The sequence below is a fragment of the Micromonospora sp. NBC_01699 genome, assembly GCF_036250065.1.
Lineage (GTDB): Bacteria > Actinomycetota > Actinomycetes > Mycobacteriales > Micromonosporaceae > Micromonospora_G.
The window spans coordinates 4545607-4570523 of sequence record NZ_CP109199.1; the positions used below are offsets into that span (position 1 = coordinate 4545607).

Annotated in this window: 18 protein-coding genes; 12 read left to right on the top strand and 6 right to left on the bottom strand. The window is 72.4% G+C overall.

Translation table 11 applies throughout. The features are described from left to right. Nucleotides 1-3: 3 nt before the first annotated feature. The 9 genes from OG792_RS19460 to OG792_RS19500 all read left to right on the top strand — a co-directional run bounded on the left by OG792_RS19460 (nucleotide 4) and on the right by OG792_RS19500 (nucleotide 14704). Complete coding sequence (locus OG792_RS19460; RefSeq protein ID WP_329100872.1) at nucleotides 4-2262, top strand: TOMM precursor leader peptide-binding protein; 2259 nt, start codon at nucleotides 4-6, stop codon at nucleotides 2260-2262. Between the two features lie 116 nt (nucleotides 2263-2378). Next, a complete protein-coding gene (locus tag OG792_RS19465; protein WP_442932486.1) occupies nucleotides 2379-4280 on the top strand; it encodes a TOMM precursor leader peptide-binding protein in 1902 nt (633 codons plus the stop codon). A gap of 97 nt (nucleotides 4281-4377) precedes the next feature. After that, a complete protein-coding gene (locus tag OG792_RS19470) occupies nucleotides 4378-5952 on the top strand; it encodes a SagB family peptide dehydrogenase (protein WP_329111331.1) in 1575 nt (524 codons plus the stop codon). A 21-nt stretch (nucleotides 5953-5973) separates the two neighbouring features. Continuing rightward, complete coding sequence (locus OG792_RS19475) at nucleotides 5974-8688, top strand: lantibiotic dehydratase (protein ID WP_329100874.1); 2715 nt, start codon at nucleotides 5974-5976, stop codon at nucleotides 8686-8688. After that, on the top strand, nucleotides 8685-9749 hold the full coding sequence (locus OG792_RS19480) for a lantibiotic dehydratase C-terminal domain-containing protein (RefSeq protein WP_329100877.1): 1065 nt from the start codon (nucleotides 8685-8687) through the stop codon (nucleotides 9747-9749). The genes OG792_RS19475 and OG792_RS19480 overlap by 4 nt, the downstream gene beginning before the upstream one ends. Next, complete coding sequence (locus OG792_RS19485; RefSeq protein ID WP_329100879.1) at nucleotides 9746-10999, top strand: metalloprotease; 1254 nt, start codon at nucleotides 9746-9748, stop codon at nucleotides 10997-10999. The genes OG792_RS19480 and OG792_RS19485 overlap by 4 nt, the downstream gene beginning before the upstream one ends. After that, nucleotides 10999-11931 (top strand): ABC transporter ATP-binding protein, encoded by a 933-nt coding sequence (locus OG792_RS19490; RefSeq protein ID WP_329100880.1) that lies wholly within the window; start codon nucleotides 10999-11001, stop codon nucleotides 11929-11931. The genes OG792_RS19485 and OG792_RS19490 overlap by 1 nt, the downstream gene beginning before the upstream one ends. Beyond that, on the top strand, nucleotides 11928-12683 hold the full coding sequence (locus tag OG792_RS19495) for an ABC transporter permease (RefSeq protein WP_329100882.1): 756 nt from the start codon (nucleotides 11928-11930) through the stop codon (nucleotides 12681-12683). Before OG792_RS19490 ends, OG792_RS19495 begins: the two co-directional genes overlap by 4 nt. After that, nucleotides 12680-14704 (top strand): TOMM precursor leader peptide-binding protein, encoded by a 2025-nt coding sequence (locus OG792_RS19500; RefSeq protein WP_329100884.1) that lies wholly within the window; start codon nucleotides 12680-12682, stop codon nucleotides 14702-14704. The genes OG792_RS19495 and OG792_RS19500 overlap by 4 nt, the downstream gene beginning before the upstream one ends. A 101-nt stretch (nucleotides 14705-14805) precedes the next feature. Here the strand turns inward: OG792_RS19500 and OG792_RS19505 are convergent, their stop codons facing one another. Next, nucleotides 14806-15000 (bottom strand): thiazolylpeptide-type bacteriocin, encoded by a 195-nt coding sequence (locus OG792_RS19505; protein ID WP_329100885.1) that lies wholly within the window; start codon nucleotides 14998-15000, stop codon nucleotides 14806-14808. Between the two features lie 185 nt (nucleotides 15001-15185). Between OG792_RS19505 and OG792_RS19510 the strand changes: the two genes are divergently transcribed. Both OG792_RS19510 and OG792_RS19515 read left to right on the top strand, forming a co-directional pair. Further along, entirely contained in the window at nucleotides 15186-16508 is a 1323-nt protein-coding gene (locus tag OG792_RS19510; protein WP_329100887.1) for an amidohydrolase, read from the top strand. Between the two features lie 106 nt (nucleotides 16509-16614). Then, nucleotides 16615-17025, top strand: coding sequence for a hypothetical protein (locus tag OG792_RS19515; RefSeq protein ID WP_329100889.1), 411 nt, complete (start codon nucleotides 16615-16617; stop codon nucleotides 17023-17025). 91 nt (nucleotides 17026-17116) lie between these two features. Here OG792_RS19515 and OG792_RS19520 read toward each other — a convergent pair whose 3' ends face one another. From OG792_RS19520 to OG792_RS19535, 4 genes are all read right to left on the bottom strand, one after another. After that, nucleotides 17117-18808 carry a hypothetical protein gene (locus tag OG792_RS19520; RefSeq protein WP_329100890.1) on the bottom strand — a complete coding sequence of 564 codons (1692 nt, stop codon included), beginning with the start codon at nucleotides 18806-18808 and terminating at the stop codon, nucleotides 17117-17119. After that, on the bottom strand, nucleotides 18805-20160 hold the full coding sequence (locus OG792_RS19525) for a tetratricopeptide repeat protein (RefSeq protein WP_329100892.1): 1356 nt from the start codon (nucleotides 20158-20160) through the stop codon (nucleotides 18805-18807). The genes OG792_RS19520 and OG792_RS19525 overlap by 4 nt, the downstream gene beginning before the upstream one ends. After that, entirely contained in the window at nucleotides 20157-20852 is a 696-nt protein-coding gene (locus tag OG792_RS19530) for a class F sortase (RefSeq protein WP_329100894.1), read from the bottom strand. Before OG792_RS19530 ends, OG792_RS19525 begins: the two co-directional genes overlap by 4 nt. Nucleotides 20853-20988: 136 nt before the next feature. Next, nucleotides 20989-22551, bottom strand: coding sequence for a DUF4331 domain-containing protein (locus OG792_RS19535; protein WP_329100896.1), 1563 nt, complete (start codon nucleotides 22549-22551; stop codon nucleotides 20989-20991). Between the two features lie 384 nt (nucleotides 22552-22935). Here OG792_RS19535 and OG792_RS19540 point away from each other — a divergent pair, with 384 nt between their 5' ends. Then, nucleotides 22936-24237 carry a low temperature requirement protein A gene (locus tag OG792_RS19540; protein ID WP_329100898.1) on the top strand — a complete coding sequence of 434 codons (1302 nt, stop codon included), beginning with the start codon at nucleotides 22936-22938 and terminating at the stop codon, nucleotides 24235-24237. Between the two features lie 124 nt (nucleotides 24238-24361). Here the strand turns inward: OG792_RS19540 and OG792_RS19545 are convergent, their stop codons facing one another. After that, nucleotides 24362-24913, bottom strand: coding sequence for a hypothetical protein (locus OG792_RS19545; RefSeq protein WP_329100899.1), 552 nt, complete (start codon nucleotides 24911-24913; stop codon nucleotides 24362-24364). Nucleotides 24914-24917 lie beyond the last annotated feature (4 nt).

Here is a 24917-nt window from a genome sequence, read left to right on the forward strand (position 1 = left end):
CCCTTGTCCGCGACGTACGACCGAATCGCCCGGAGCAGGCCGCGAATCCGGCGGGACCTGCTCTTCACCAGGACCCCGGACGGGGTGCTGTTCCACAACGCCGAGGGCGGCTTCGCTCTCAACTCGGCGTCGGCCTACCGGTTCGCTTCCCTGCTGGTGCCGTACCTCGACGGGCGGCACCGGGTCGCCGACATCTGTGCCCCGCTTCCGCCGAGCCAGCGGGAGATGGTGGTCGAGCTGGTGACCGCGCTCTACGCCCGGGACCTGGCTCGGGACGTACCGCTGGAAACCAACGCCGATGCGGACCTGCCGGCCGGGGTGGCGCGCCGGTTCGCCGCCCAGCTCGCCTACCTCGATCACTACCGGGACGAGCCGGTCGCCCGCTTCCGCCGCTTCCGGGACACCCCGGTCGCCGTGCTCGGCTCGGGGCCGGTCGCCCGGTCCTGCGTACGCAGTCTGGTCCGCAACGGCGTCGCGCGGGTCGGGACCCTTCCGGCGGCGGACCGAGCGGTGCCCGGGTTCGACGACATCGTCGCCGAGGCACGGGAGCTGACCGGGGACGGCTCGCCGGCCGAGGTTCTCCTGCTGGGTCCGGGTGCCACCGCGCTCACCTGGGCGGAGCTGGCCGCGTACGAGATGGTGGTGGTGATCGACGGCGAGGGCGCCCCCGGGCAGACGCTGCGCCTGCTCGAACCGGGGATCCCGGCCGGTCGGACCCTGCTGCCCCTGTGGACGTTCGGTGACCGGGCCGTCGCCGGGCCGATGAGCACCGCCGGCAGCCGGGGCTGCTGGGTCTGCGCCGCCCTGCGGCTCGGCGGCAACGGCGATCCGGGCGCGGCGGCCGACCTGTGGAGCGGCGCCGGCCTGCCGGTGATCGCGCCGGCCCCCGACCACCCGCCGGTCGGACCGGTCGCGGCGATGCTGGGCAACCTGCTCGGCTACGAGATCTTCCGGATCACCACCGGCGCGCTGCCGGCGGAGACCGAGGGCAAGGTGATCATCCAGAACCTGGAGTCGCTGGACGTGCTCAGCGAGGATCTGCTCCCGCACCCGGCCTGCGCACTCTGCGCGCCGGACCGGGACGAGTCGGCTCTGCCCGACCTGACCACGCCGGCGCCGACCGGTCTGGCCGAGGCGGACCTCGTCGCCGTGGTGACCGGTACACCCGACGTCGAGCCGGCCGACCCACAGGCGGAGGCCGAGACGATCCTCGCCGAACTCGACGAGCGGATGGTGCTGGTCGGCCGGCACGCCGGCGTGTTCACCCGGTTCGACGACGACGCCTGGACCCAGACCCCGCTCAAGGTGAGCACGATCGAGGTTTCCCTGGGTCACGCCCGACGACGCCGGATCGCGGCGTTCGACGTCCACCATGTCGCCGGGGCGCGTCGCCGCGCGCTGCACACAGCGGCCCAGACGTACGCGGCGCGGGCCGCGTACCGGGCGGACGGCCGGCCGCTGCCGGGGCTGCCGACGGTGGATCCGGCAACGCTGAGCATCATCAGCGGATCCGGAGCCGGTGCCGGTGCCGACGACTCGGCGCGCTGGTGTCCGGCCACCTCCCTACTCACCGGCGAGCGGTGGCAGGTCCCGGCCGGCGCGGTCCGGCCGCTCGGCCCGGACAACCGGGATCGGCTGTTCCTGGCCGGTCCGGCGGGCGACGGGGCCGGTGGGACGCTCGCGGCGGCGGTCTGGCGCGGCCTGCGTTCGGCGCTGTGCCATCTCGCCGTGCAGCGGTCGATCCGGGGGCTGACCCGGCCACGGCAGGTCGCACCGGAGACGGCGGTCGGAGATCCGGAGCTGGAGTTCCTGGTCAAGTCCGCGGTCAACCTCGGCGTCGAACTGGAACTGCTCGACCTCACCCCCACCGGTCCGGCCGGTACGCAGGTGCTGCTGGCCCGGTACGTCGAGCAGTCCACCGGGCTCACCGAGTGGCGCGCCTCAGCCCACGCGTCCTGGTCCCGCGCGGCGGTCGACGCGGTACGCGACCTGTTGGGCGTGGCGCAGTTGCGCCGGCAGTTGCCGGCCGGGCAACCGGTCGACGACGGCGATCCCCTGCTGACCGACTTCGACGCCGGCACGCTGGTGGTGGACGGGGTCGTCGCCGCCCGGCCGGACGCCCGCCACGGCTGGCCGGACCTCGCCGCGTCGGTACGGGAGTCCGGTCACGATGCGCTCGTCGTCCCGACCACCCCGGCCGACCTGCGGATCGGCGGCCTCGTCACGGCCCGGGTGCTGCTCGCACGGCGGGTGGACGGGTGAGCGCGCCGAGCCTGCCCCGCCCCGGGCCACCCGTCACGGCGCCTACCGGCCGCGAAGCCGACGATCCCTGGTCGGCGGCGACCCGCGACACCCTCGCCCGGCTGATCCGGCAGGCCCTGGCCCCGCTTGCGGCCGGGGAGCCCGCCCCGCAGCCGACCGCCGGGCCGGCGATCGAGGTGCACACCCTCGGCGTCCGCGACGAACTGGTGGGCGACGGACCGGTGGGTGGACCGAGTCCGGTTGACCGGGTCGGGAGTGGGCAGGCGTTTCCGGTGTTCCTCTACGGGCAGCACGCCGTGCTCGGACCGGCGCCGGACGCCGTACCCGGTCGGGCCGGTTGCCCGGGTTGCCTGGCCCGGCGCTGGCAGTCGGTCCGGCCGGCGACGCTGCGCGACGCGCTGGAACTCGGTGGCGGGACCCGTGCGGTCGGCGTCTCCCCGTACCTGACGCCGTTCACCGCCGACCTGCTGGCCGCGCTGATCCAGGCCGAGCTTCGGTACGGCCGACACGGCGACGCCGCGCGGCCGGCCGGCGTGCAGCACGTGGACCTGGCCACACTGCGGGTACGCCGGTTGCCGCTGGTGCCGGACCCGGAGTGCCCGCGCTGCGGCCGACGTACCACCGACAGCCGGGACCGGGCGGTGCTGCGATTGGCGGCAGCCCCGAAACCGGACCCCGGCTCGTTCCGGGTACGCGGAATCGAGGCGTACCCGCTCGACGTGGAGGCGTTCGTCAACCCGGTCTGCGGCGCGCTGAGCGCCTCGGCGATCCACGACCTCTCCTCGACCTCCACCGCCGCCGTGATCGGCGCCTTCACCCTGCGCTCCGGGCCCTACCTGCGGGAGACCCTCTACGGCGGGCACACGGACAGCTATGCCACCAGCGCCAGGGTGGCGGTGCTGGAGGGGCTGGAGCGGGCCGCCGGGCTGCGGGCCCGGGGCAAGACCGCCACCCTGGTCGCGCCGCTGCGGGCCCTCGGGGACGAGGCGCTGGACGCCCGTACCTGTGGCCTGTACTCGGAGGAGTTCTACCGGGCGAATCCGTACCTGACCAGGTTCACCCCGGACACGGAGGTGAGTTGGGTCTGGGGGTACTCGCTGCGCGACGAGCGTCCGATCCTGGTGCCGGAGGTGCTGGCGTACTACCACACGCCGCCGGTGCAGGCCCGGTTCGTGCAGGAGACCTCGAACGGGTGCGCGTCGGGCGGCAGCCTGGAGGAGGCGGTCTACTTCGGGCTGATGGAGGTGGTCGAACGGGACGCCTTCCTGCTCGCCTGGTACGGCCGGGCCCCGCTGCCCGAGATCGAACCGCAGAGCAGTTCCCGACCGGAGACCCGGCAGATGGTCGACCGGCTGGCCATGTACGGCTACCAGGCCCGGTTCTTCGACGCCCGGATCACCTTCCCGATCCCGGTCGTGACCGGGGTGGCGGTACGTCGCGACGGTGGCCTCGGCACGCTCTGCTTCGGCGGCGGGGCGAGCCTCGACCCGGAGGCGGCGCTGGCCGCGGCGCTGTGCGAGATCGCCACCGACGCGGTGAAGCTGCGGGTACGGGCCGGCGCCGACGAGGCCCGGCTGCGCCCGATGCTGGACGACTTCGACCTCGTACGCGGGTTGCACGACCATCCGCTGCTCTACGGACTACCGCCGATGGCGCGGCACGCGTCGTTCCTGCTCGATCCGGTGCCGGACCGGCCGCCGGAACCGCTGCGGGACCGGTTCGCCGGGGTCGCGCCGCCGTCGGCCGACCTGCTCGACGACCTGCACCGCTGCGTCGCCGGGGTGACCTCGGCGGGGTTCGACGTGATCGTGGTCGACCAGACCCTGCCGGAGCAGCGTGACCTCGGCCTGCACACGGTCAAGGTGATCGTGCCGGGTCTGGTGCCGATCGACTTCGGCTGGCAGCGGCAACGGGCACCGCTGCTGCCCCGGACGCGTACGGCCCTGCGGGTCGCCGGTCGACGCGACCGTGACCTGCGCCCGGACGAGATCCACACCGCCCCACACCCGTTCCCGTGAGCAGTGAGCCGTGAGCAGTGCCGGAGTGCCGGGCGCGCGCGGCGGAGGAGAGAAAGGAGCCAGCGTGGGCTACGCCCAGGAGTACGCCGACGCGGTGATGTGGCGGGGCCGGGTGCCGATGGAACCGGTCGACTTCACGCCCGACTGGGGCGACGCGCCCCGCAAGGGCAGGTTCTTCCCCGGTGTCGACCTGCTGCCGCTGCCGACCGGCGACGTTCCCGCGACCGCCAGCGTGCAGAACGGGCTGCACCCGCCAACAGACCGGCCGGGGCGCGGGTTCACCCTGCCGACGCTCGGCGGCATGCTGCTCGACTCGTGCGCCACCATCGGCCGCCGGCTCGGTGTGCAGGCCAACACCGACCTGGCCGCGCTGCCGTCGTACCCGCATGCCAACTGGTTCCGGGGCACCGCGTCCGGCGGTGGGCTGTACCCGTGCGCCGTCTACTGGGTCTGTGGGCCGAGCGGGCCGCTGACGCCCGGCGTCTACCACTATTCGACCCCGCGTCACGCCCTCGCGCCGCTGCTGACCGGGGACGTCACCGGCGTGGTCCGCGCCGCCCTCGGCGACCTGCCGGCGGCCACCGGGACCGACCAGTTCCTCCTGCTCGGCGTAAAAATGTGGCAGAACGCCTTCAAGTACAACAGCTTCTCCTACCACGCGGTGACCATGGACGTCGGCACGGTGGTGCAGACCTGGCGGATCTGGGCGCAGGCCCAGGGTTTGCGGGTGGATCCGGTGCTCTGGTTCGACGAGGAGCCGCTCAACCGGCTGCTCGGGGTGTCGGCCGAGGACGAGGGAATCTTCGCGGTGGTGCCGCTGCCCTGGTCGACCACCGCCGCCCCGCCGACCGGGGACGACACCCGGGCGTCGGCGCCCGACCGGCCGGCTCCGGCGGTCCGGCACCGGGACCGGGAACGGTCGCGGCGGGTGCTGACCTTCGACGCGCCGCGCCGGATGCGCCGGGCCACCATCGGGTACGCTGCGCGGCGGCCCGCCCCGGACGCGTTGCGTACCGCCGCCGCGGTTGCCGCCGTACCCGGTCCACGCCTTGCCCTGCCCGAGCCGCGACCGCTCACCGTCGACGTGCGGACCGCGTTGCGCCGCCGCCGCAGCAGCTTCGGCCGGTTCGAGGCGCGCACCCCGATCGAGGCGGAGCAGTTGGCCGCGTTGCTCGCGGCGAGCGCCGGGGCCCGGTTCGACACCGACGCGGCGGGCCCGCACCTGCCACCGTTGACCAAGGTGTACGCCTTCGTCAACCACGTCCGGAACGTGCCGCCCGGAGCGTACGAGTACGAGCCGGTGTCGAACGCGTTGCGGCTGGTCCGGCCGGGCCCACCCGGCGGGTTCCTCCAGCGCAACTACTTCCTGGCCAACTACAACCTGGAGCAGGCGGCGGCGGTGCTGGTCCCGACCGTACGCACGGCGGCGGTACTCGGGGCGGTCGGTGACCGTGGCTACCACCTGGTCAACGCGACGATCGGGGCGGTGGCGCAGAACTGCTACACCGCCGCCTCGGCGGCCGGTCTCGGCTGCGGGGTCGCCCTCGGCTTCGACAACATCTCCTATGTCGAGGAGCTGGAGCTGGCCGACTCCGGCGAGTACCCGCTGCTGATCATGTTGGTCGGTCACGAGCGGCCGGATCCGGCCGACTTCCGCTACGAGCTTGTCTGAGTCCCCGGAGGGAGCATCGTGGTGAGCGCGACGCACGACCCGACCCTCGGCCCGCTGTTCGTGCTGCGGGTGGCCGGACTCCCGGTCACCGCCGTACGTCGGCTGCGCTCCCCCACCACCAGCGAGTGGGCCGACGAGGTGCTACGCCGGGAGCACCGGCTCGCCGCCCGAGGCGCGGAGCTGAGCGAGGCGTTGCACGGGCTGGTCAAGGCGAACGAGGACGAGCTGTCCCGGCGTCGGCTGCTGACCCTGCGCCGGCAGGTGTTCCAGAACGTACTGCCGGCCGACCCGGCGGGTGCGGTCGAGCTGGTCGGGTCGGCCGACGACCCGGTGGCGTCCCGGCTGTCCGGGTGGCTGCGGGACCGGCGGGAGCTGGCCGAGTTGCGGGACGCCGGTGCGGCGGTGCTCGCCGACGAACTCGCCCGCAACCGGGACGAGCTGCGCCTGCTGGTCGACGAACCCCGGCTGCGACTGGGCCTGCTGGTCGCCTCGCCGGTGCTGGCCGGGCAGCTACGGGAGCTACCGGCCGGCGACGGCGCCCGGGACAAACGGGCCCGCCGGCTGGAGCGTTCGGTGCTGTCCTACCTCTACCGCACCGCCTGCAAGACCAGCCCGTTCAGCACCTTCACCGCGGTCGGCCTGGGCCGGTTCACCACCGAACCGACGACACCCGTCGAATCGACGACAACCGCCGGACCGACGACAACCGCCGAGGGTGACCGGATCGACCTGCCGGGGGCGTGGACGAGTCGGGTCCGGCTGAACGTGGTGGTGCTCGGCCGGCTGGTCGAGCTGGTCATGGCGGATCCCGGCCGGCGGGCCGATCTCCCGGTCGAACTCACCGCCGGCTGGCGCCACGACGACGACCGGATCCGGTACGTGCGCCACTGGGTGACCACCGGCGACGACGACGCCCCGGTCAGCTTCGACTCGATCCGCGACCGGCTGTTCTTCCTGCGCCGCAGTGGTCTGCTGGACCGGCTGATCGGCCTGTTCGCCGAGCGGCCGGCGCTGCGCTGCGGGGACCTGCTGCGGTGGTTGGCCGACGAGCAGGGCGCCGCGCCACAGGAGTGCGAACGCTACCTGTCCGCCCTGCTCGACCTCGGCATGTTGCAGGTGCGGTGCCTGCGGACCGACGTACACACCCCGGATCCGCTGCGGGCGCTGCGGGACGCGCTGCGCGATGTCGACCGGCCCTGGGCGACCGGGTTGGCCGGGCGGCTGGACGGGCTGGTCCGCTACCTGGACCGCTACCCCGCCGCGGACGTCGAAACCCGCCGCCGGCTCCTCGCCGACCTGCGCGCCGACCTGGGGGAGATCGCCCGCGACCTCGGCGCGCCGGCCGCCCCGATCCCGCAGGCGCTGCTGTACGAGGATGTCGCGGTCGACGGCGGCCCGGCGCGGCTGGACCTGGACCGGTGGGAGCGGCTGATCGGCCCCGGCCTGGCGGCGGTGGAGCGGATCCTGCCGGCGTTCGACCCGATCCTGGCCCACCGGCTCACCCTCAAGGGCTTCTTCGTGGCCCGGTTCGGCGTCGGCGGCCGGTGCGACGACGTACTCAAGCTGGTCGAGGACTTCCACGAGGACCTCTACCGCCAGTACGTCTCGTACACCGCCGACCGGCGGCCGTACGACGAGCACGGCGCGTACCTGCCCGAGGAGAACTGGCTCGGGCTGCCCGGCATCACCGCCCTGGACGACGCCCGGCAACTGTTCGCCGGACACCTGCGTACGCTGCACGCCGGTCACCCGCCCGGCGCGGACCTGCACCTGGACGACCGGGTCGTGGCCGAGGTGGCGGCCCGGTTGGAGCCGCTGCGCGGACCGTTCGTCGCACAGAGCCACTTCGTCCAGCTGGTGGCGCGCGAGCCGGACCCGCTGGTGGTGCTGAACCAGTCCTACGGTGGCCTGTCGTTCCCGTTCAGCCGCTTCACCCACTGCTTCGGGCCGGACCTCGCCGACCGGCTGCGCCGGCACGCCCGACTGGTCGCGCCCGAGGGTGCGGTGCTGGCCGAGGTGACCGGCGGGGCCGCCAGCACCAACCTCAACCTGCACGGCCGGCTGGTCGACCACGAGATCGTCAACCCCGGGGAGACCAGTTGCGCGCCGCCGGAGCGGCAGCTCCCGCTCGGCGACCTCACCGTCACCCACGATGTCGGCGCCGACCGGCTGGTGCTGCGTTCCCGACGACTGGGGCGGGAGGTGATCCCGCTCTACTTCGGCTACCTGATCCCGGTGGCGCTGCCGGAGATCGCCCGTACGCTGCTGCTGCTGTCGCCGGCCTCGACCGGGCACCTCGACGTGTGGGCCGGGGTGCCGGCCGGCGAGGCACACGCCGGGGTCACCACCCGCCCCCGGGTCCGGTACGGCCACGTCGTGCTGAGCCGACGCAGCTGGCACGCGTACGCGGCGGAGCTGCCGATCCGGGTGCCGGGGACGCCGGAGCACGAGTGGTTCCTCGGCTGGCGGCGGTGGCGGCTGACGCACGCCCTGCCCCGGCAGGTCTTCGTCACCGTCCACCAGCCCGGCGGCGCCACCGGCCGGCCGGCGAAACCGCAGTATCTCGACTTCGACAGCGTGCTCTCGCTGGTGGCGCTCGAAGGACTGGTCAAGACCCGGCAGGCGCGGCTGGTCCTGCGCGAGATGCTGCCGGCCGAGGACCAGCTCCACGTCCACTCGGACCTCGGCACGCACGTCGCGGAGCTGGCCGTACAGACGCAACGGAGGATCGGATGAGCGTCCCGACCGGTGCCGGCGACCCCGCCCCGGCGGGGCCGTGGCAGGCCGTGCACGTGTTCTACGCCGCGAACCCGCAGCCGCTACTGGTCGACTGCGTGGGTCCACTGGTGGAGGAGCTGACCGCCGACGGGCTGCTCGCCGGCCACTTCTTCATCAACTACTGGCTCGAAGGCCCGCACGTGCGGCTGCGGCTGCGTCCGTCCACCCCGGACGCGACCGACGAGGTACGGGCCCGCGCGGCGGCGGCGATCGACGCGTTCCTGCGCCGGCGACCGGCGCTGTACGCGATGGGGCACGGGTTCCTCGGCGAGCTGTACAACCGGCTGTTCGAGTTGGAGTTCCGGGACGGGGCACCGGCCGAGCTGCTCGGCCCGGACGGGCAGATGCGACTGCAACCGAACAACTCATACAGCTTCCGCCCCTACGAACCCGAGTACGGCAAGTACGGCGGCCCGGCCGGTGTGGCGCTGGCGGAGTGGCACTTCCAGCGGTCGAGCGACCTGGTCATCGGCTCGATCCGGACGATGAACCTGCACCTGCGGCCGATCCTGTTCGGGGTGGCGGCCCAACTGATGATGGTGACGGCCGGCTGTTTCCTGCCCGACCGGGCCGAACTCGTGGCGTACCTGAACCGGTACTATGCGTTCTGGCATCGGGCGTTCGCCGGTACCAACTTCATCGGGACCAGCGAATACCAGCGGATGTACGAGTCCATGGCGCCAGCACTGCGACAACGGTTCGCGAACACCCTCGACGCGCTCGACAGTGGACAGCTCCAGCGGCTGCCCGGTTTCCTGCGCGGCTGGGCCGAACACTGCCTCGAACTGCGGTCGCGGGTACACGACCTGGCCGTACACGGCGGTCTGCGACTCGACTCGTGGGACGGGGCCGGGTCGGCGCACGTGACGGACCCGCACGCGGCGGCGCAGACGCTGCTCTCGCCGTACCTGCACATGACGAACAACCGGTTCCACGTCACGATCCGGGACGAGGCGTACCTCGCGTACATGCTCGGTCGGGCGCTGGACGAGGTCGTCGGGCCGGTGGGTGCGTCGTGACCGCCGGGACGTTGCTGTCCAAGCGGCCCCGGCTGCACTCCGAGGTCCGGTTGAGCCGGCGGCTGTTGCGCGGGCCGGCGGAAATCCACCTGGTCAAGGACCTGCTCAGCGGTCGGGCGTTCGAGCTGGCGCCTCGGGAGCACTTCCTCGTCGCCCGGCTGGACGGCCGGCGCAGCCTCGCCGAGATCGGCGACGAGTACGCGCGCGAGTTCGGCCGACGCCTGGCCGAGGCACACTGGCAGCAGTTGCTCGGCCTGCTGTACGCACGCGGCCTGCTCGACCCTGGCACCGCCGACCAGAGCACCGCCGACCCAGGCATCGACCCGAGCAGCGCCGCCGCGGGCCGCACCCCGGCTGGGTCCGGCTCGGTGGCGCCGTCGGACCGGGCGTCGGTGCCGCTGATCGAGTGGAGCTACCGGCGGATCAGGTGGGCGCTGGCCCGCCCGGTCGTGCTGTCACTGCTCGGGCTCACCGTCGCCACCCAGGTTGTCCTGCTGGCCAACCTCGACCGGGCGGTGGCCGGGTTGGGCTGGTTCTGGGAGCACCCACTGTGGCTGATCGCGCTGGGGCTGCTGACCTGGACCAGCGCCGCACTGCACGAACTGGCGCACGGCGTCGCGGCCCGACACTTCGGCTGCGCCGTCACCGCGATCAGCGTGGTGACGCTGCGCTGCCGGGTCGACGGCTACCCCTACCTGCGCTCGCCGGGGGCGCAGATCACGATCGCCGGCGCGGGCGGGCTCGCCAACGGCGTACTGATGGTGCCCTTCGCCCTGACCTGGCTGGTCCTCGCGCCGACCGCGCCGGCCCGCCCGGCGCTGGCCGGCATCGTGCTGGTCGGCAGCGCGCAGTCACTGGTCAACCTCATCCCCCTGCCGCCGCTGGACGGCTACAAGATCGTCAGCCACGCGCTCGGCGTCACGCACCTGGCCACCGGCACCCGACAGTTCCTGTGGCTGGCGGTACGCGGCCTCGTCGGCCGGGGCACCGGCATCGGCGCCTACCCGAGCACCGCCCGGCTGCGTTACGCCGCCTACGGCCTGATCGCGCTGATCCTGGCGGTGACGGCCGGCACCGCGACGGTGCTGCTCGGTCGGGCGGTGGCCGCCGACCGGCTCGGCGCCACCGCGGTCGTGGTCACCTTCGCGGTGGTGGCGATGACCGTGACCGGCTGGCTGGCCCGACCGCGCCGCGCGCCGCGCGCGCCCGACGCCACCGAACGTGCCACCCCCCAGAAAGGCAGGGATTGATGAACTCAACCGACCAGACGGATGGCGAGCCGGATCCGGCGATCACGCTGACCGACATCCGTAAGAGATACGGAACCCTGGAGGCACTCGCCGGGGTCTCCCTGACGGTCCACCGTGGGGAGTTCTTCGGCCTGATCGGGCCGAACGGCGCCGGCAAGACCACGTTGATCGAGATCATCGAGGGTCTGCGCGAACCGACCTCGGGCCGGGTGTCGGTGCTCGGCATCCCGCCGACGCCGCGCAACACGGCGCTGTTGCCCCGGATCGGGGTGCAGACCCAGAGTTCCGCCTTCTTCGTCCGGCTCACCGCCCGCGAGCACCTGGAAACCGTCGCCGCGCTGTACGGGGTCGCCAGGGACGCGGTCGACCGTACGCTCGACATGGTCGGGCTGACCGCCGCCGCCCGGACCCGGGTGAACGACATCTCCGGCGGGCAGCGGCAGCGGTTGGCCATCGCCTCGGCGCTGGTGCACGACCCGGAGATCCTCTTCCTGGACGAACCGACCGCCTCGCTCGACCCGAAGGCCCGCCGGGACCTGTGGCGGGTCCTGCGCGACCTGAAGGCCGCCGGGAAGACGATCGTCTACACCACGCACCACCTGGACGAGGCCGAGGCGCTCTGCGACCGGGTGGCGATCCTGGTGTCCGGCGCGGTCCGGGCCCTGGGCAGCCCCCGCGAACTGATCGGCGGCTCCGCGCTGCCGACCCGGGTGTCGGTCCCCGCCGGCCGGATCAGCCTGGAACAGGCGAAGGGGCTCGACGGGGCGGAGACCGTCGCCGTCGACGGCAACGAACTCGTGGTGGAGACCCGCACACCGGGCCGGGTGCTCGCGGCGCTCGGCACGACGGTGGGACTGGACGAGGTGCAGACCCGGATGGTCACGCTGGAGGACATCTACCTGGAACTGACCGAACCGGAGGCGGCGCAGTGAGCGCGTACGGAGCACTGACCACGGCCGCGTACAAGGCGTCGGTTCGGGACGCCACCACGGTCTTCTTCACCTTCGCCTTCCCACTGGTCTTCCTGCTCGTCTTCGGCCTGATCTTCCAGGGCCGCGAGGTCGACGACACCGGCTGGAACTACATCGACTACATAGCACCCGGCGTACTCTCCTGGGGCGTCGCCAACGCCGCCCTGTTCGGGATCGCGTTCACCCTGATGCAGTGGCGCAGCGACGACATCCTCCGGCTGATCCGGATGACCCCGGCCCCGCTCTGGTCGGTGATCGCCTCCCGCTACGTGGTGGCCCAGGTGGTCGGCGTACTCCAGGCGGTGCTGTTCATCGGCGTGGCGCTGCTGCCGATCTTCGGCCTCAACCTGTCCGGACGGTGGCCGCTGGCCCTGCCGATCCTGGTCCTCGGCGTGACCGCGTTCCTGGCCCTCGGTCTGATCGTCGGCTCCCGGACCAACACACCGGAGGCGGTGGCGGCGGTCGCCAACTGCATAGTCGTACCGATGGCCTTCATCTCCGGGTCGTTCTTCCCGCTCGACATGATGCCCGGCTGGCTCCAGGGTCTCTCCGAGGCGTTGCCGTTGCGCTACGTCAACGACGGCATCGCGGTCGCCATCGCCGGTCGGGGCGACATGACCGACTACGGCATCGCCTGTGCGGCGCTGATCGGCTTCACCGTCGTCTTCGGGGTGATCGGCGCCCGCACCTTCCGGTGGAGCAACCAGTCGTGACCACGGTGGCCGAGAGTGCCGACCCGGAAACCGGCGAGCGGACCGGACCGCTCGCCGGGGCCGTCCGCGAGCTGCGCCGGTCGCTGCTCCAGCGGTACGACCGGGCCGCGTTCCCGGCCACCACCCGGCCGCTCCCACCGGTCGTGGTGCCGCTCGGCGCCGCGACCGTGCTGGACCGGGCCGACCCGGTACGGCGGGACGCGAACGTGCACCTGACCTCCCGTACGGTGCTGGTCGGACCCCGGGGTGGCGCACCGGGGGCGCCGGTCGGCTGCGGCCACTGCCTCGGGGTGCGCTGGCAGCGGCTGCGTACCCGGTCCGAACGCGACGCGCTGGAGATCGGGTCGGGTCCGCCCCGAAGCGCGCTGGAGATCGGGTCCGAACCTTCCCGGGGCGGGGTGCACTGGCCGGTGCTGACCGACTACCAGGTGGACGCCGTCTGGGCGCTGTACCTGATCGCCGTGACCGGCCCGGCCGCCGTACCCGATCCGGGTCGACCCACGTCGGTGCCGGTGCCGGACGCGGCCCTGCCCCGGGTGTCCCGACTGGACCTCGCCACGCTGCGGGTGACCACCTATCCGCTGCTCGCCGAGCCGCTCTGCCCGAGCTGCGGCGGGCCGGGCGACCGCGACGAACCGGCCCCGCCCCGGTTGGTGAGCCGGGCCAAGCCGGACCACCGGACGTACCGGGTCACCGCGCTGGAGGACCTGGCGCTGCCGACCACGGCACTGGTCAACCCGGTCTGCGGGGTGCTCGGCGCCGGCACCCTGGTCAACCTCACCTCGCCGACGACCGCGCCGGTCACCGGCAGCGCCTTCGTCCGGGGCTACGCCGGACTGGTCGACGTCTCGTGGAGCGGGCAGGGCAACAGTTTTGCGTCCAGCCACACGTTGGCGCTGCTGGAGGGGCTGGAGCGGTACGCCGGCACCCATCGCCGCCGCGCCGGCACACCGGTTCTCGACTCCTACCGCCGGCTCGGTGAGGTGGCGCTGAATCCGGCCGACGTCGGTTTCTACCCGGCGGAGACGTACCGGACCGACCCGCTGGCCACCCCGTTCTCACCCGACCGGGTCATGCCCTGGGTGTGGGGCCACTCGCTGCGCGACGACCGCCCGATCCTGGTCCCCCGGCGGCTGTGCCACTACAGCAGCGGTACGCCCGACGACGGCTTTGTCTTCTCCACCTCCAGCGGCTGCGCCATCGGCGGGTGCCTGGAGGAGGCGGTGCTGCACGGCCTGCTCGAACTGATCGAACGGGACGCGTTCCTGCTCGGCTGGTACGGCGGCGCCCGGCTCACCGAGATCGACCTCGGGTCGTGCCGCAGTCCACGGATCCGGGCGATGGTCGACCGGGCCCGCTTGCACGGCTACGACGTACGCGCCTACGACAACCGGGTCGACCTGGCGGTGCCGGTCGTCACCGGGCTGGCCACCCGTCGGGACGACGGTCCGGGCGCGCTGTCCTTCGCCGCCGGGGCCAGCCTCGATCCGGAGACGGCGGTCGAGGCGGCGCTCGCCGAGGTGCTGACCTACATCCCGCACATGCCCCGGCAGGTCCGCCGACGCCGGGCCGAGCTGGAGGCGATGGTCGACGACTACCACCTGGTGCGGCAACTGGCCGACCACTCCGGACTGTTCGGACTGCCCCGGATGCGGGAGCACGCCGCGTCGTACCTCGACCGGGCGGAGGTGGCGACGATGCGCGACCTCTACCCGGACGATCGGCCCGGTGCGGTTCCCGGCCGGACCGACCTGCTTGCCGACCTGGACCACTGCCGGCGGGAGCTGGTACGGGCCGGTTTCGACGTGATCATCGTGGACCAGACCACACCGGAGCAGGAACGGCTGGGTCTGCACAGCGTCTGCGCGATCGTGCCGGGTCTGCTCCCGATCGATTTCGGCTGGTCCCGGCAACGGGCGCTGCGGATGCCCCGGCTGCGTACCGCGTACCGGCGGGCGGGCTGGCGGTCGACCGACCTGACCGAGGCGGAGCTGCGCCGCGTACCGCACCCGTTCCCGTGACCGCCACCGCCCGGATCCGGCCCGGCCGGCGGGTCACACCGACGCGACCGGGGCGACCGTACGGCCGTGGCCGCGACGACCGCCCCGGTGGGTTCGACGGGTCAGGCGCTGCAACTGGTGGTCGAGGTGGTGCTGCTGCACGTGCTGGTCGTGCCGGAGGACGAGCACGAGGCCAGGATCGCCTCGGACGCGTCCGCGTAGTCCGAGATGGAGAAGGTCTCCGATTCGAGTTCGAGCAGTTCCTCGGCGAGGGACGCGAGGTCGCTCGGGGTGGCCTGGTCGGCGTTGATGGACATGGCTCCTCCTGGATGCTCCGGGCCGGCGGGGTCGGACCGTACCGCCACTGTCATCCCATCCGACCGCGCTCACCGGGCGACCGTCGTCCGGCTGTCAATCCGCTCACCGCCGATGTCAGCGACCACCGGCGGCGGCCGTCGCGGCGGCACCCGGGCCGGGAAACCGGCCGCGCCGGCGGGTGGCGATGGTCGGCTGCCTCCTCGGCGACCGGGTGGTCGACGTGATCGCGAACCTGCCGGCGGCCGGTCGGGCCGCCCGGATTCTCGCCAACCCGGGTACGGTCACCACCGAGGCCGCCGCGCTCTACCTCGACCTGCACGCCCACCCGGAACTCTCCGGCGCCGAGCGACGCACGGCGGGTCTGCTGGCCGGCTGGCTGGCGCGCGACGGGCTACCGGTGGTCCGCGACGTCGGCGGGCACGGGGTGGTCGGCGTACTGGCGAACGGGGCGGGACCGACGGTGCTGCTGCGGGCCGAACTCGACGCCCTCCCGGTGGCCGAGCAGACCGGGCTGCCGTACGCGAGCACTGCCACCGGCGTCGATCCCGACGGGCGTACGGTGCCGGTCATGCACGCCTGTGGCCACGACCTGCACCTGGCGGCGGTGGCCGGTGCCGCCCGGCTGCTGGCCGGGTCGCGGGACCGGTGGCGGGGGACCCTGCTGGTGGTCGGCCAGCCCGCCGAGGAGACCCTCGACGGCGCCCGTGCCATGCTCGACGACGGGCTCTACCAGCGCTTCGGGCTGCCCGACGCGGCGTTCGCCCAGCACACCGCACCGCTGCCGGCGGGGATGGTCGCCCACGGCACCGGTGCCGTGCTGGCCGCCAGCCGGACCGTCGAGGTGGTCATCCACGGTCGGGGCGGACACGCCGCGACGCCGTACCTGGCCGTCGACCCGATCGTCGTCGCCGCCGCCGTGATCCTCCGGTGCCAGGCGATCGTGGCCCAGCAGACCGTCCCCGGTGAGCAGGCGGTGGTCTCCGTCGGCTCGGTACGGGCCGGCGAGCGCGGCAACGTCCTGCCGGACACCGCCCGGCTCGGCATCACCCTGCGGGCACTGCACCCGGCGTCGCTGGCCCGGATGTGCACCGCCCTGGAACGGGTGGTCCGTGCGGAGTGCGACGCCTCCGGATGTGTCGAGCCACCCGAGTTCCGGATCCTGGCGCAGTCCCCGGTCCTCACCCCCGACCCGGCGCTCACCAGCGCCGTCCGGGCCGCCCACGAGGAGTTGCTGGGGGCGGCTCGGGTGGCGACCTGGCCGCCGTCGCTGGCCACCGAGGACTTCCCGTACCTCGCGGCCGGAGGTGTGGCCACCGCGTACTGGATGCTCGGCTCGGTCGGCCCACGACAGTGGGCCGCGGCCCAGGGTCCGGACGCACCGGCGCTGCCGGCCAACCACTCGCCGAGGTTCGCCCCGCAGCTGGCGCAGACCCTGCCCACCGGGATCGCCGCGCTGGTCACCGCCGTGCTGACCCAGCTACCGCCGGGACCCGCCGACGGCGGCTGAGGCGGAGCGTGGTCGACCTGCTGACAGCGTGCCGGGCTTGGCACGAACAGAGGAGCAGTACGGCTGCGAACGCTGCCACGCTGATCCCCGTCACCCCGGAGATCAGATGGGTTGGAAGATGATACGGATCAGGATTTTCGCGCTGGTATGCCTGTCGGCCCTGGTGCTGACCGGTTGTGCGAACGGCGGAGCGGACGATGGTCAGGCACCGGCCGACACCGGATCGACGTCGGCCCCGACATCGGACGGGGATGCTTCCGCCGCACCACCGGCCGGTGGCTTGTCCGCGACCGAGCTGTGCGACTACCTCCGGGGCGAGTTGCCCAGGCTGAAGGACGTCGGCTCGGAGGTGGGCGCGATGGCGCAGCTCGCGATCGGGCTCGCCGGTTGGTTCGAACAGCAGGGCAGCAAGCCCAGGGACGGCGCGGAGATGGACGAGCTGACCGAGAAGGAATGCCCGCAGGTACGGACCGACGTCCTGACGACCATCGGCAAGGCCAGCTTCAGCGAACTGTGACGGGTCTCGGACGTACCGACAGCGGGGCGAGCCGTCCGCTGTCGGCACGTCCGCCGGACGTGCCGGCGCAGGGCGATGGTGGCACCACCGGCTATGTCCCGAGGTCGAGTAGGGGGCCGAGCGCCTGTGCGGCCAGGACGATGCCGACGACGAGGACGAGGGTCGCGGTGGCCCACGGGGTCACGGCGGTGAGCCGGCCGGAGAGTGCGCCGATCCGGTTCGCGAGGCGTCCGTGCAGGTGGACCAGGAGAAGTCCGGCGGCGGTGAGGGCGGCGGCCATGCCCAGGCCGTAGGCGATGACGAGCACGACCCCGAACCAGGTACGCCCCAGCGCGATCGCGCCGAGCAGCACGATCAGGGCCGATGGGCTCGGTACGAGCCCGCCCGCTACGCCGATCCCGATCAGCCCCCGGCGGTCCGTCAGCCGCCCCCCGAATCCGTGCCGATGACCAGGCCCATGGCCGTGGCCGCTCTCGTGACCGTGGCCGCTTTCGTGACCGTGGCCGCTTTCGTGACCGTGGCCGCTTTCGTGGCCGTGGCCGTGGCCGTGACTGCTTTCGTGACCGTGACCGTGACCGTGACCGTGGCCGTGGCTGTGGTGGTGGTCGGTGGCGTCGTGGTGATGGGGGTGACCGTGGGTGTCCGCGTTCGTGGTCGCCACGGTGACCAGGGACGATTCCGTACGGCTGCCGTCCCTCGTCGCGGCTGCCGCCGCAGCCGCCCGCGCTCGTACGCGCCGGGCGCGCAGTGCGCTGGCGAGGAGCCCGGCGCCGATGGCGGTGACGAGCAGACCGCTGGCCACCCCGAGCCAGCCGAGCAGTGTTTCTCCGGCGAGGCTGGAGACGGTGGTGAGGAGCAGTCCGATGACGAGTACGCCGCCGGTGTGGGTCGCGGTGACGGTGACACCGACGGTAAAGGCGTCGCGGTAGGTGCCCTGGCGGCCGGCGAGGTAGGCGGCCATGACCGTCTTGCCGTGGCCGGGCAACGCGGCGTGGGCGGCACCGAGCAGCAACGCGAGCAGGATGCCGAGCAGCCCGGCGAGCGGGGTCAGCCGGTCCGAGCCGACCAGGTTGTCGAGCCGGTCACCGACCGTCCCGACGGTACGGGTCAGCGGACCTGCCGCCGGGACCGTCGGTTCGAACGCGGTACCGGGGGCGTCGTCGCCCGGGGTGGTGATCAGGTCGACCGTTCGCTGGTCCAGCGGCGACGCGAGCAGGTCGTCGGGGTAGGTCCGCAGCTCGTCGCTGATGCTCGTGGCGGACACCGGGGAGTCGCCGAGTCCGACACCACGGCCGGCGGCGGTGATCTCGTGCCAGCCGATCCGGTCCGGTTGGTAGCCGTCCCGGAAGTGCACGGTCCTCGGACGGCTCAGGTCGGCGGCGGCGGTGAGCCGACACTCGGTCCTGCCGGTCGGCAGGTTCGCCGCACCGGGCCGGTAGTCGAATCCACTGCCGGTGACCCGCCAGGTGACGGCACGGCCGTCGACCTCCGTACGGAGGTTGCCGGCCAGTTCGGCGCACGTGGTCGTGGCGTGCCGTACCCGCTCGGCCACGCTGACCGTGCCGTCGCCGTCGGCGTCGACGCTGGCCCGGCGCTGCATGGTCGGTATCTCCGCGTCGTCGAGCACTGCCGTGTCCTCGATGCGGTCCGGGTGCAGGCGCAGGCCGTGGTAGTGGTTGACGGTGAAGTTGCCGAGCGGGTGGGCGCCGGCCGGTGCGGTCGAAACGACGACGATCGCCACGACGGCGAGCAGCGCCACGGCGCAGCGTCGCGGCCAGGTCATACCGGACCGCCGAGCGAATCCAGGAGTTCGCGGGCGATCGGTGCCTGGAGGATGTCGAAGTGCGGGTTGATCGCCAGCGCGGTGCTCAGGTCCCGGCGGGCCTGGTCACGGTTGCCGAGCGCCTCGTGGATCGCACCCCGGTGGTAGTAGAACGTCGCGTTGCGCCAGCCGAGTCCGGTCGCGTTCGTCGCGTGTTCCAGCGCCTCGGCGCTGCGGCCGTTGCGGTGCAGCGCCCAGGCCAGCGCGTCGGCGGCGAGCACGCTGTGCCGGGCGTCCCACTCCGCCCGCGCCTGCTCCAGCGCCTCGGCGGGCTGACCGTGGTCGGCCAGGAAGGTCGCCGTGGTGAGGTGGTCGACCACACCGTTGCCGGCGGAGAGTTGCCGGGCGGCGCCGAGCAGGTCGTACTGCTGTCGGGCCCGGTCCGGCTGGCCGGCGGCGGTGAGGGTGTCGCCGTACTCGACGAGCAGTTCGGGCAGGGGCAGTGCCGTGGTGACCCGCTCGTAGTCGGCGAGGGCTTCGGCGGTGCGACCGAGGGCCGCCCGCGCCCTGGCCCGCCCGGCGTACGGGAACTGGTATTCGGGGTCCGCGGTGATCGCCTGCTCGTACTGGCGGAGCGCCTCCGTCGGGTCGCCGTTGTTGAAGGCCAGTTCGCCCAGGTAGTAGCGGCAGAAGGCGACGTCGGCGGGAGCGGCGGAGTCGGCGAGTGCCCGTTGCAGGGCCTCGCGGGCCTTGCCGACCTGTCCACGCTGTTCGAAGTCGTACGACGCGCGGGTGAACGACGACACGCCCGGATCCGAGTCCAGCATGCGCTGCAACGAGTCGCGTGCCTGGTCGTACTCGCCGAGCTGGGTCAGCGCGTCGACCAGGACACCGTGGACGCTTCCGGCGGAGGAGTTGACCTGTTCCGCACGGCGGCCCCAGTCGAGGGCGGCGCGGAAGTCGTGGCGGGCGTTGGCGAGTGTGGCCATGCCGACCATCGCCTGCCAGTTCGTGGTCTTCTCCAGGTCGAGTGACCGCTTCAGTGAGCCCTCGGCCTTCGGGTAGTAGGACGGGTCGGCGGTGATCCGGGCCTGTTGGACGTAGGCGGACCCGAGCCGTGCCCAGGTCGTCCAGTCCCCGGGCAGGTTCTTGAGCCGCTGCTGTGCCGCCTCGATCGCCGATTCGAGGGCCCGCCCGCCCGTACGCGGACCGACCGGCGCGGCCGGTACGGGACGTGCCGGCTCCGGGTCGTCGCGCCGGTCCCAGACCAGTGGCGTGCCGGCCACCAACAGGAGTACGGCCAGCAGGAGCACGACCGGCAGGCGTTTCAGTCCCCGAACCGGGGTGAGTCGCCGAGGAAGACGAAATTTCATGATCCATCTTTCGTGAGTACGGCGTAGGCGACCAGGTTGCTGCGGTAGCTGCCGGCGCGACGGTCGAAGTCACCGGTGCAGGTGATCAACCGCAGTTCCGCCTTCCCGGTCGGGGCGTAGACCTCGTCGGCCGGGAAGGCGGTCTTGGCGTAGTCGGCCAGCCGGTAGACGGTGAAGTGGCGGACCACGTTGTCGATCCCACGGACCGCGATCTCACTGCCCGTCTTCAGGTCCCTCAGGCGGTAGAAGACGGCCGGCCCGTCGGTGGAGTCCACGTGTCCGGCGATCACCGCCGGTGGCCCGCCGGCCTCGCCGGGCGTCGGTCCGTTGGCGTACCAGCCGGCGACCCGGTAGTCGGCGGGGACGGTGAGGGATCCGTCCGGGTTGCGATTGAGGTCCACCAGCGGCGACCGGACACCGATCGAGGCGATGGTGAGTTCGGCGGGCGGCGCGTACTCCGCCGGCAGCCCCGCGAGCGCGGGCTGACCGGGGGCGGCGGCGAAGGCGGGCGGCGGCACGAACGCCCGGACCGGGGTGTCCGCCGGGGCGGATCCCGGCGTACCCGGATGGCTGACGGTGAGGCAGAGCGCGGCGAGCCCGAGCAGCACCACGGACGGCAGCCGCCGGCCGAGACGGCCCCGGTTGCCGGCCAGCCGCGTACGGCCGTGCCGTGGTCTGTCCGATCCGGCCATCGAATGCCTCCTCGTGGGTCGCACTCGCGCAGCTGCGGCTCAGTGCGCGCTCGGGCGGGTGGGATGCGGGGTCGCGCTCGGGCGGATCGAACGCGGGTGCGGTGCGACCCGGTTGGTCGCACCGCACCCGTTCGGTTCAGTTGGTGCTGATCGGCGTGCTGGTCAGGCCGATCTGCTGGCGGCGTCGGGCGAGGACGAAGCCCGCGCCGAGGAACGCGACGGCACCGAGGCCGCTGGCGATCCGTACCCAGCCGGTTGCGGTGGGTGCGGTGCCGCCGGCACCGCCGGGGACGCCGCCGGACGGCATGCCGTCGACGTCGATCTGGTTGACCGCGACGTTGCTCGGCAGCGCGAGGTACGGGAACGTGCTCCCGAACGGCACGTTGTTCGTGTTGACCTTGTCCCCGGCGGCCAGCGCCGGCACCAGTACGCCGGTCTGGGCGGCGCCCTCGAACGCCTGCAACTCGATGTCCACGACGTCGTCGGCGAGCCGGCGCCCGTTCGGGAAGCCCTGGAAGTCACCGCCGAGTACGCCGAGCCGATTCGGGTTCGCGGTCACCGGGACGCTCATGTTGAGCCGCAGTTCCTCCGACGGGACGAAGTTCTTCGGGTCGACGTCGCCGTTGAGGATCTGCGAGTTCAGGTCGGCCTGGATCGGCGGTGTCGAACCGTCCAGCGTCGGCGCGTTCTTGGCGATGCCGGTCAGGAAGATCTCGACCAAGTCGTTGCGCGGGGTCGCCGGGGCCGGGATCCCGTAGATCGCCTGGATGACCTGCGGCAGTTCCGGGGTGAGCACCCGGTTGACCAGCGCCTGGTTCGTGGCGTCGTCGGCCGGTGTGCTGGCGTTGAAGGCGTCCTTCTGGTTCGCCGCCGGGACCAGCTCGTTCACCAGCGGGTTACCCAGCCGCGACACCTGGACCTGCTCGCCGCCGTCCTTGGAGTCCTTGACGTCGATGCTCGCCTTGGACGTCGCGCTCCAGATCCCGACCACCGGGTTCTTGGCGTCGTCGCCGTTGAGCGCCAGGGCCGACTTCGGCACCTGTAGTGCGACGCTCTGCACGTTGTAGCCGGCGAGGGTGTCCTGGCCACGCTCGGAGAGGTTGGCGCCGTAGATCAGGTCGAAGACTCGCAGGTCGAGGAAGAACGGGTCCTCGGCCTGGCCGGCGTAGGTCAGCCCGCCACCGTCGACCGGGGTGACCGCCTGGCTGCGCAGCTGGCCGTAGTTCGGCATCGACGCGGGACCGACGTCCGACGGTGCGACGATCGCGTCCTTGACCAGCTCCCGCGAGCCCTTCTCGGTGATCTCGGTGAGGGTGTACCGCTGCTTGAACAGCAGGGTCGGGTCGTTCAGGTTGTTGACGACGCCGTTGTTGTAGAGGAACGTCGTCCCGTCCCGCTTGTCGTCGTTGGTGAAGACCCACCGGTACGTGAGGTCCGCGACGGCGTCACCATCGTTGTCGATGTTGATGTCGTAGTGGGCGTCGGTCTGGAAGAAGTAGAAGTTCGGCCCGCCGTTGGGCTCCTGGAACGGCAGCCAGTTCGCGATCAACGTGACCGTGTCCTGCTTGTCCGGGCTGACGAAGGCGTACACATCGGTGTTGTCGACCTTCGGGTCTCCCGCGATCAGCGGGGCCTCCCGGTGACTCGACGCGTCCGCGACCTCGGTGACCAGGGCCGTTCCACCCGTGCTCGCAACCACGGCGAGTGCCGCGGCGGCCGCGCAACAGGCCAGGGGCGCACGCCCCGGGCTGGATAACACTCTGCTCCGTGCCATATCCGACCATCCCCCGTAACGAATCAAACCGAATTTAGGCAAACACCAGCAAAGCCGATTCAACCGGCACCACGGACGTGAGCCGTGGGAATCGCCCCATCCCAACGAGAGATCACCCGAATGGGTAATCCCGTCGCGATCCGCCCACGGCGCTCCGGGGGCACGAGGTCGCCCGGCAGCGCCGCTGACCGGCGGATGAGCGAATTTGGCCATTGAGCGCCGCACAAGCCGGGAAGGTTAATACTGTCCCAAAGAGGGTTTTTCTGGCTCAGGAATGTCTTCATCCCAAGGTGGTTGGGAGACCCAAGGTTGAGGGCTATCGGTGACCGCTGGTGGCGGTGGCGCTTCACCCCGCTGTCCGAGGGCACCAAGGTCACCCGGCTGGAGCTCTTCTTCGACCTGGTGTTCGTCTACGCGTTCTTCAACATGGCCCGGTCGACGTCGGAGGACTTCAACCTCGACGGACTGCTGCGCGGACTACTGGTCCTGTCCCTGCTGTGGTGGTGCTGGTGCTCCTACGTGATGACCGGTAACAGCGTCCGTACCGACGCCGGGATCATGCCCGTCGTCCTGTTCGCCGCCATGGCGATCATCTTCGTCGCCAGCCTGACCATTCCCCAGTCCTTCACCGAGAGACCCGGGACGCTGTCCGCCCCGCTGGTCTTCGCCGTCTGCTACTTCCTCGTCCGCGCCCTGCACCTGTCGGTCTTCTGGTACGTCGCGCACAACAACCCGCTGCTGCGACACCAGCTCGTCCGGATCACCGTGCCCACGCTCGTCGCCACCCTGTTGCTCGTCGCCGCCGCGCTGGTGCCACAGCACCTGGTCGACCAGCCGCACCGATTCGACACCCGGGTCGCACTGTGGTCACTTGCCGTGATCATCGAGTACGGCGCCAGCGTCGCCGTCGGCTTCAAGGGGTTCGACATCCCCTCCGCCGCGCACTGCGCCGAGCGGTACGCGTTGATCACCACCATCGCCTTCGGTGAGGCGATCATCTCGGTGGGAACCGGCGCCCGAGAGGTCGGCCCGTCGGTCACCTGGCCCCTGATCGGCGCGGCCGTGCTCGGCATCGTGCTCACCGCCTGCCTCTGGTGGGCCTACTTCGACCTCATCGCCCTCGCCGCGGAACAGGTGCTGCGTGAACTCCACGGAGCCGCCCGCGTCGCCCTCGCCCGCGACGCCTACAACTACCTGCACCTCCCCATGATCGCCGGCATCATCACGCTCTCCCTCGGCGCCGAGAAACTCCTCCGCGCGGCCGGCAACCCCGTGACCATGCACCAGCCGCTGCGCGGGCTCGCCCTCTACCTGCTCTACGGCGGGACGATCCTCTTCCTCCTCGGACACCTGGCCTTCCAACTACGCGCACTGCGTACGGTCTCGTGGACCCGGGTCATCACGATCGTCGGGCTCGCGGCGCTCGTACCGCTGGCCGGCCGGATGCCGGGACTCGGCGCCCTCGGCCTGCTGACCGCGGTCTGCCTCGCGCTCACCATCACCGAACTTGTCATCTTCGCCGACTCCCGACGAGCCCTGCGAACCGCAGTTCACCAGGAAGCCCTCAGCCACGCCGCCCGCGAAACCGAGTGGCGCCGCCGACACCGCTGACCCACCACGGGCCACCAGCGTCGAGTACCTCAGCCTCGTCGGCGGGCAGGGCGAACGCGCGCCCGTCCGGGCGGCGCCGAAACCGGGTCGGTCCGGGTGCGGCGTACGGCCGGAGACCGGGGCGTCATCGCCCGGATCCCGCGGCCGTACGCGCGGCGGCGCCAGGGCCGGGTGCGGCGGTCAGTAGTCCGGCGACCCCCGGGACGAACCGGTCGACGAGCTGCCACAGCACCGGCTCCCGCGCGGCGGCGGCGGCCACCACCGGATCCGTACGGTGCAGGAAGGCCAGGTGCCGGCAGGCGTGTGCCGCCACGTCCACCGGCCGGATCTCCTGCGGCGTCGGGGCCAGCGGATCGGCGCCACGGGCCGTCGCGTCGAGCGGCACTTCCAGCGTCGCCGCGTCGGGTTGCGGGTCGGGCAGGGCGACGTAGGTGAGCACGATCCGCGAGTCGGCGAAGCGCCACGAGGTGGAGTGCGACAGGCTTGCCGGATCGCGGCGGTCGCCGAAGCCGGCCAGCTGATGGGCGAGCGCGTCCGGGTGCGCGCCATCGGCGAGTGCGGCGATCCGGGTACGGAACCGCAGGGTGCCGGAGCCCGCACTGAGCATGATCACCTCCACCAGCGCCGGTACCCCCGACCGCGCTGCGTTACCCGGCGCTGTTGCGACGACGACCATGTTG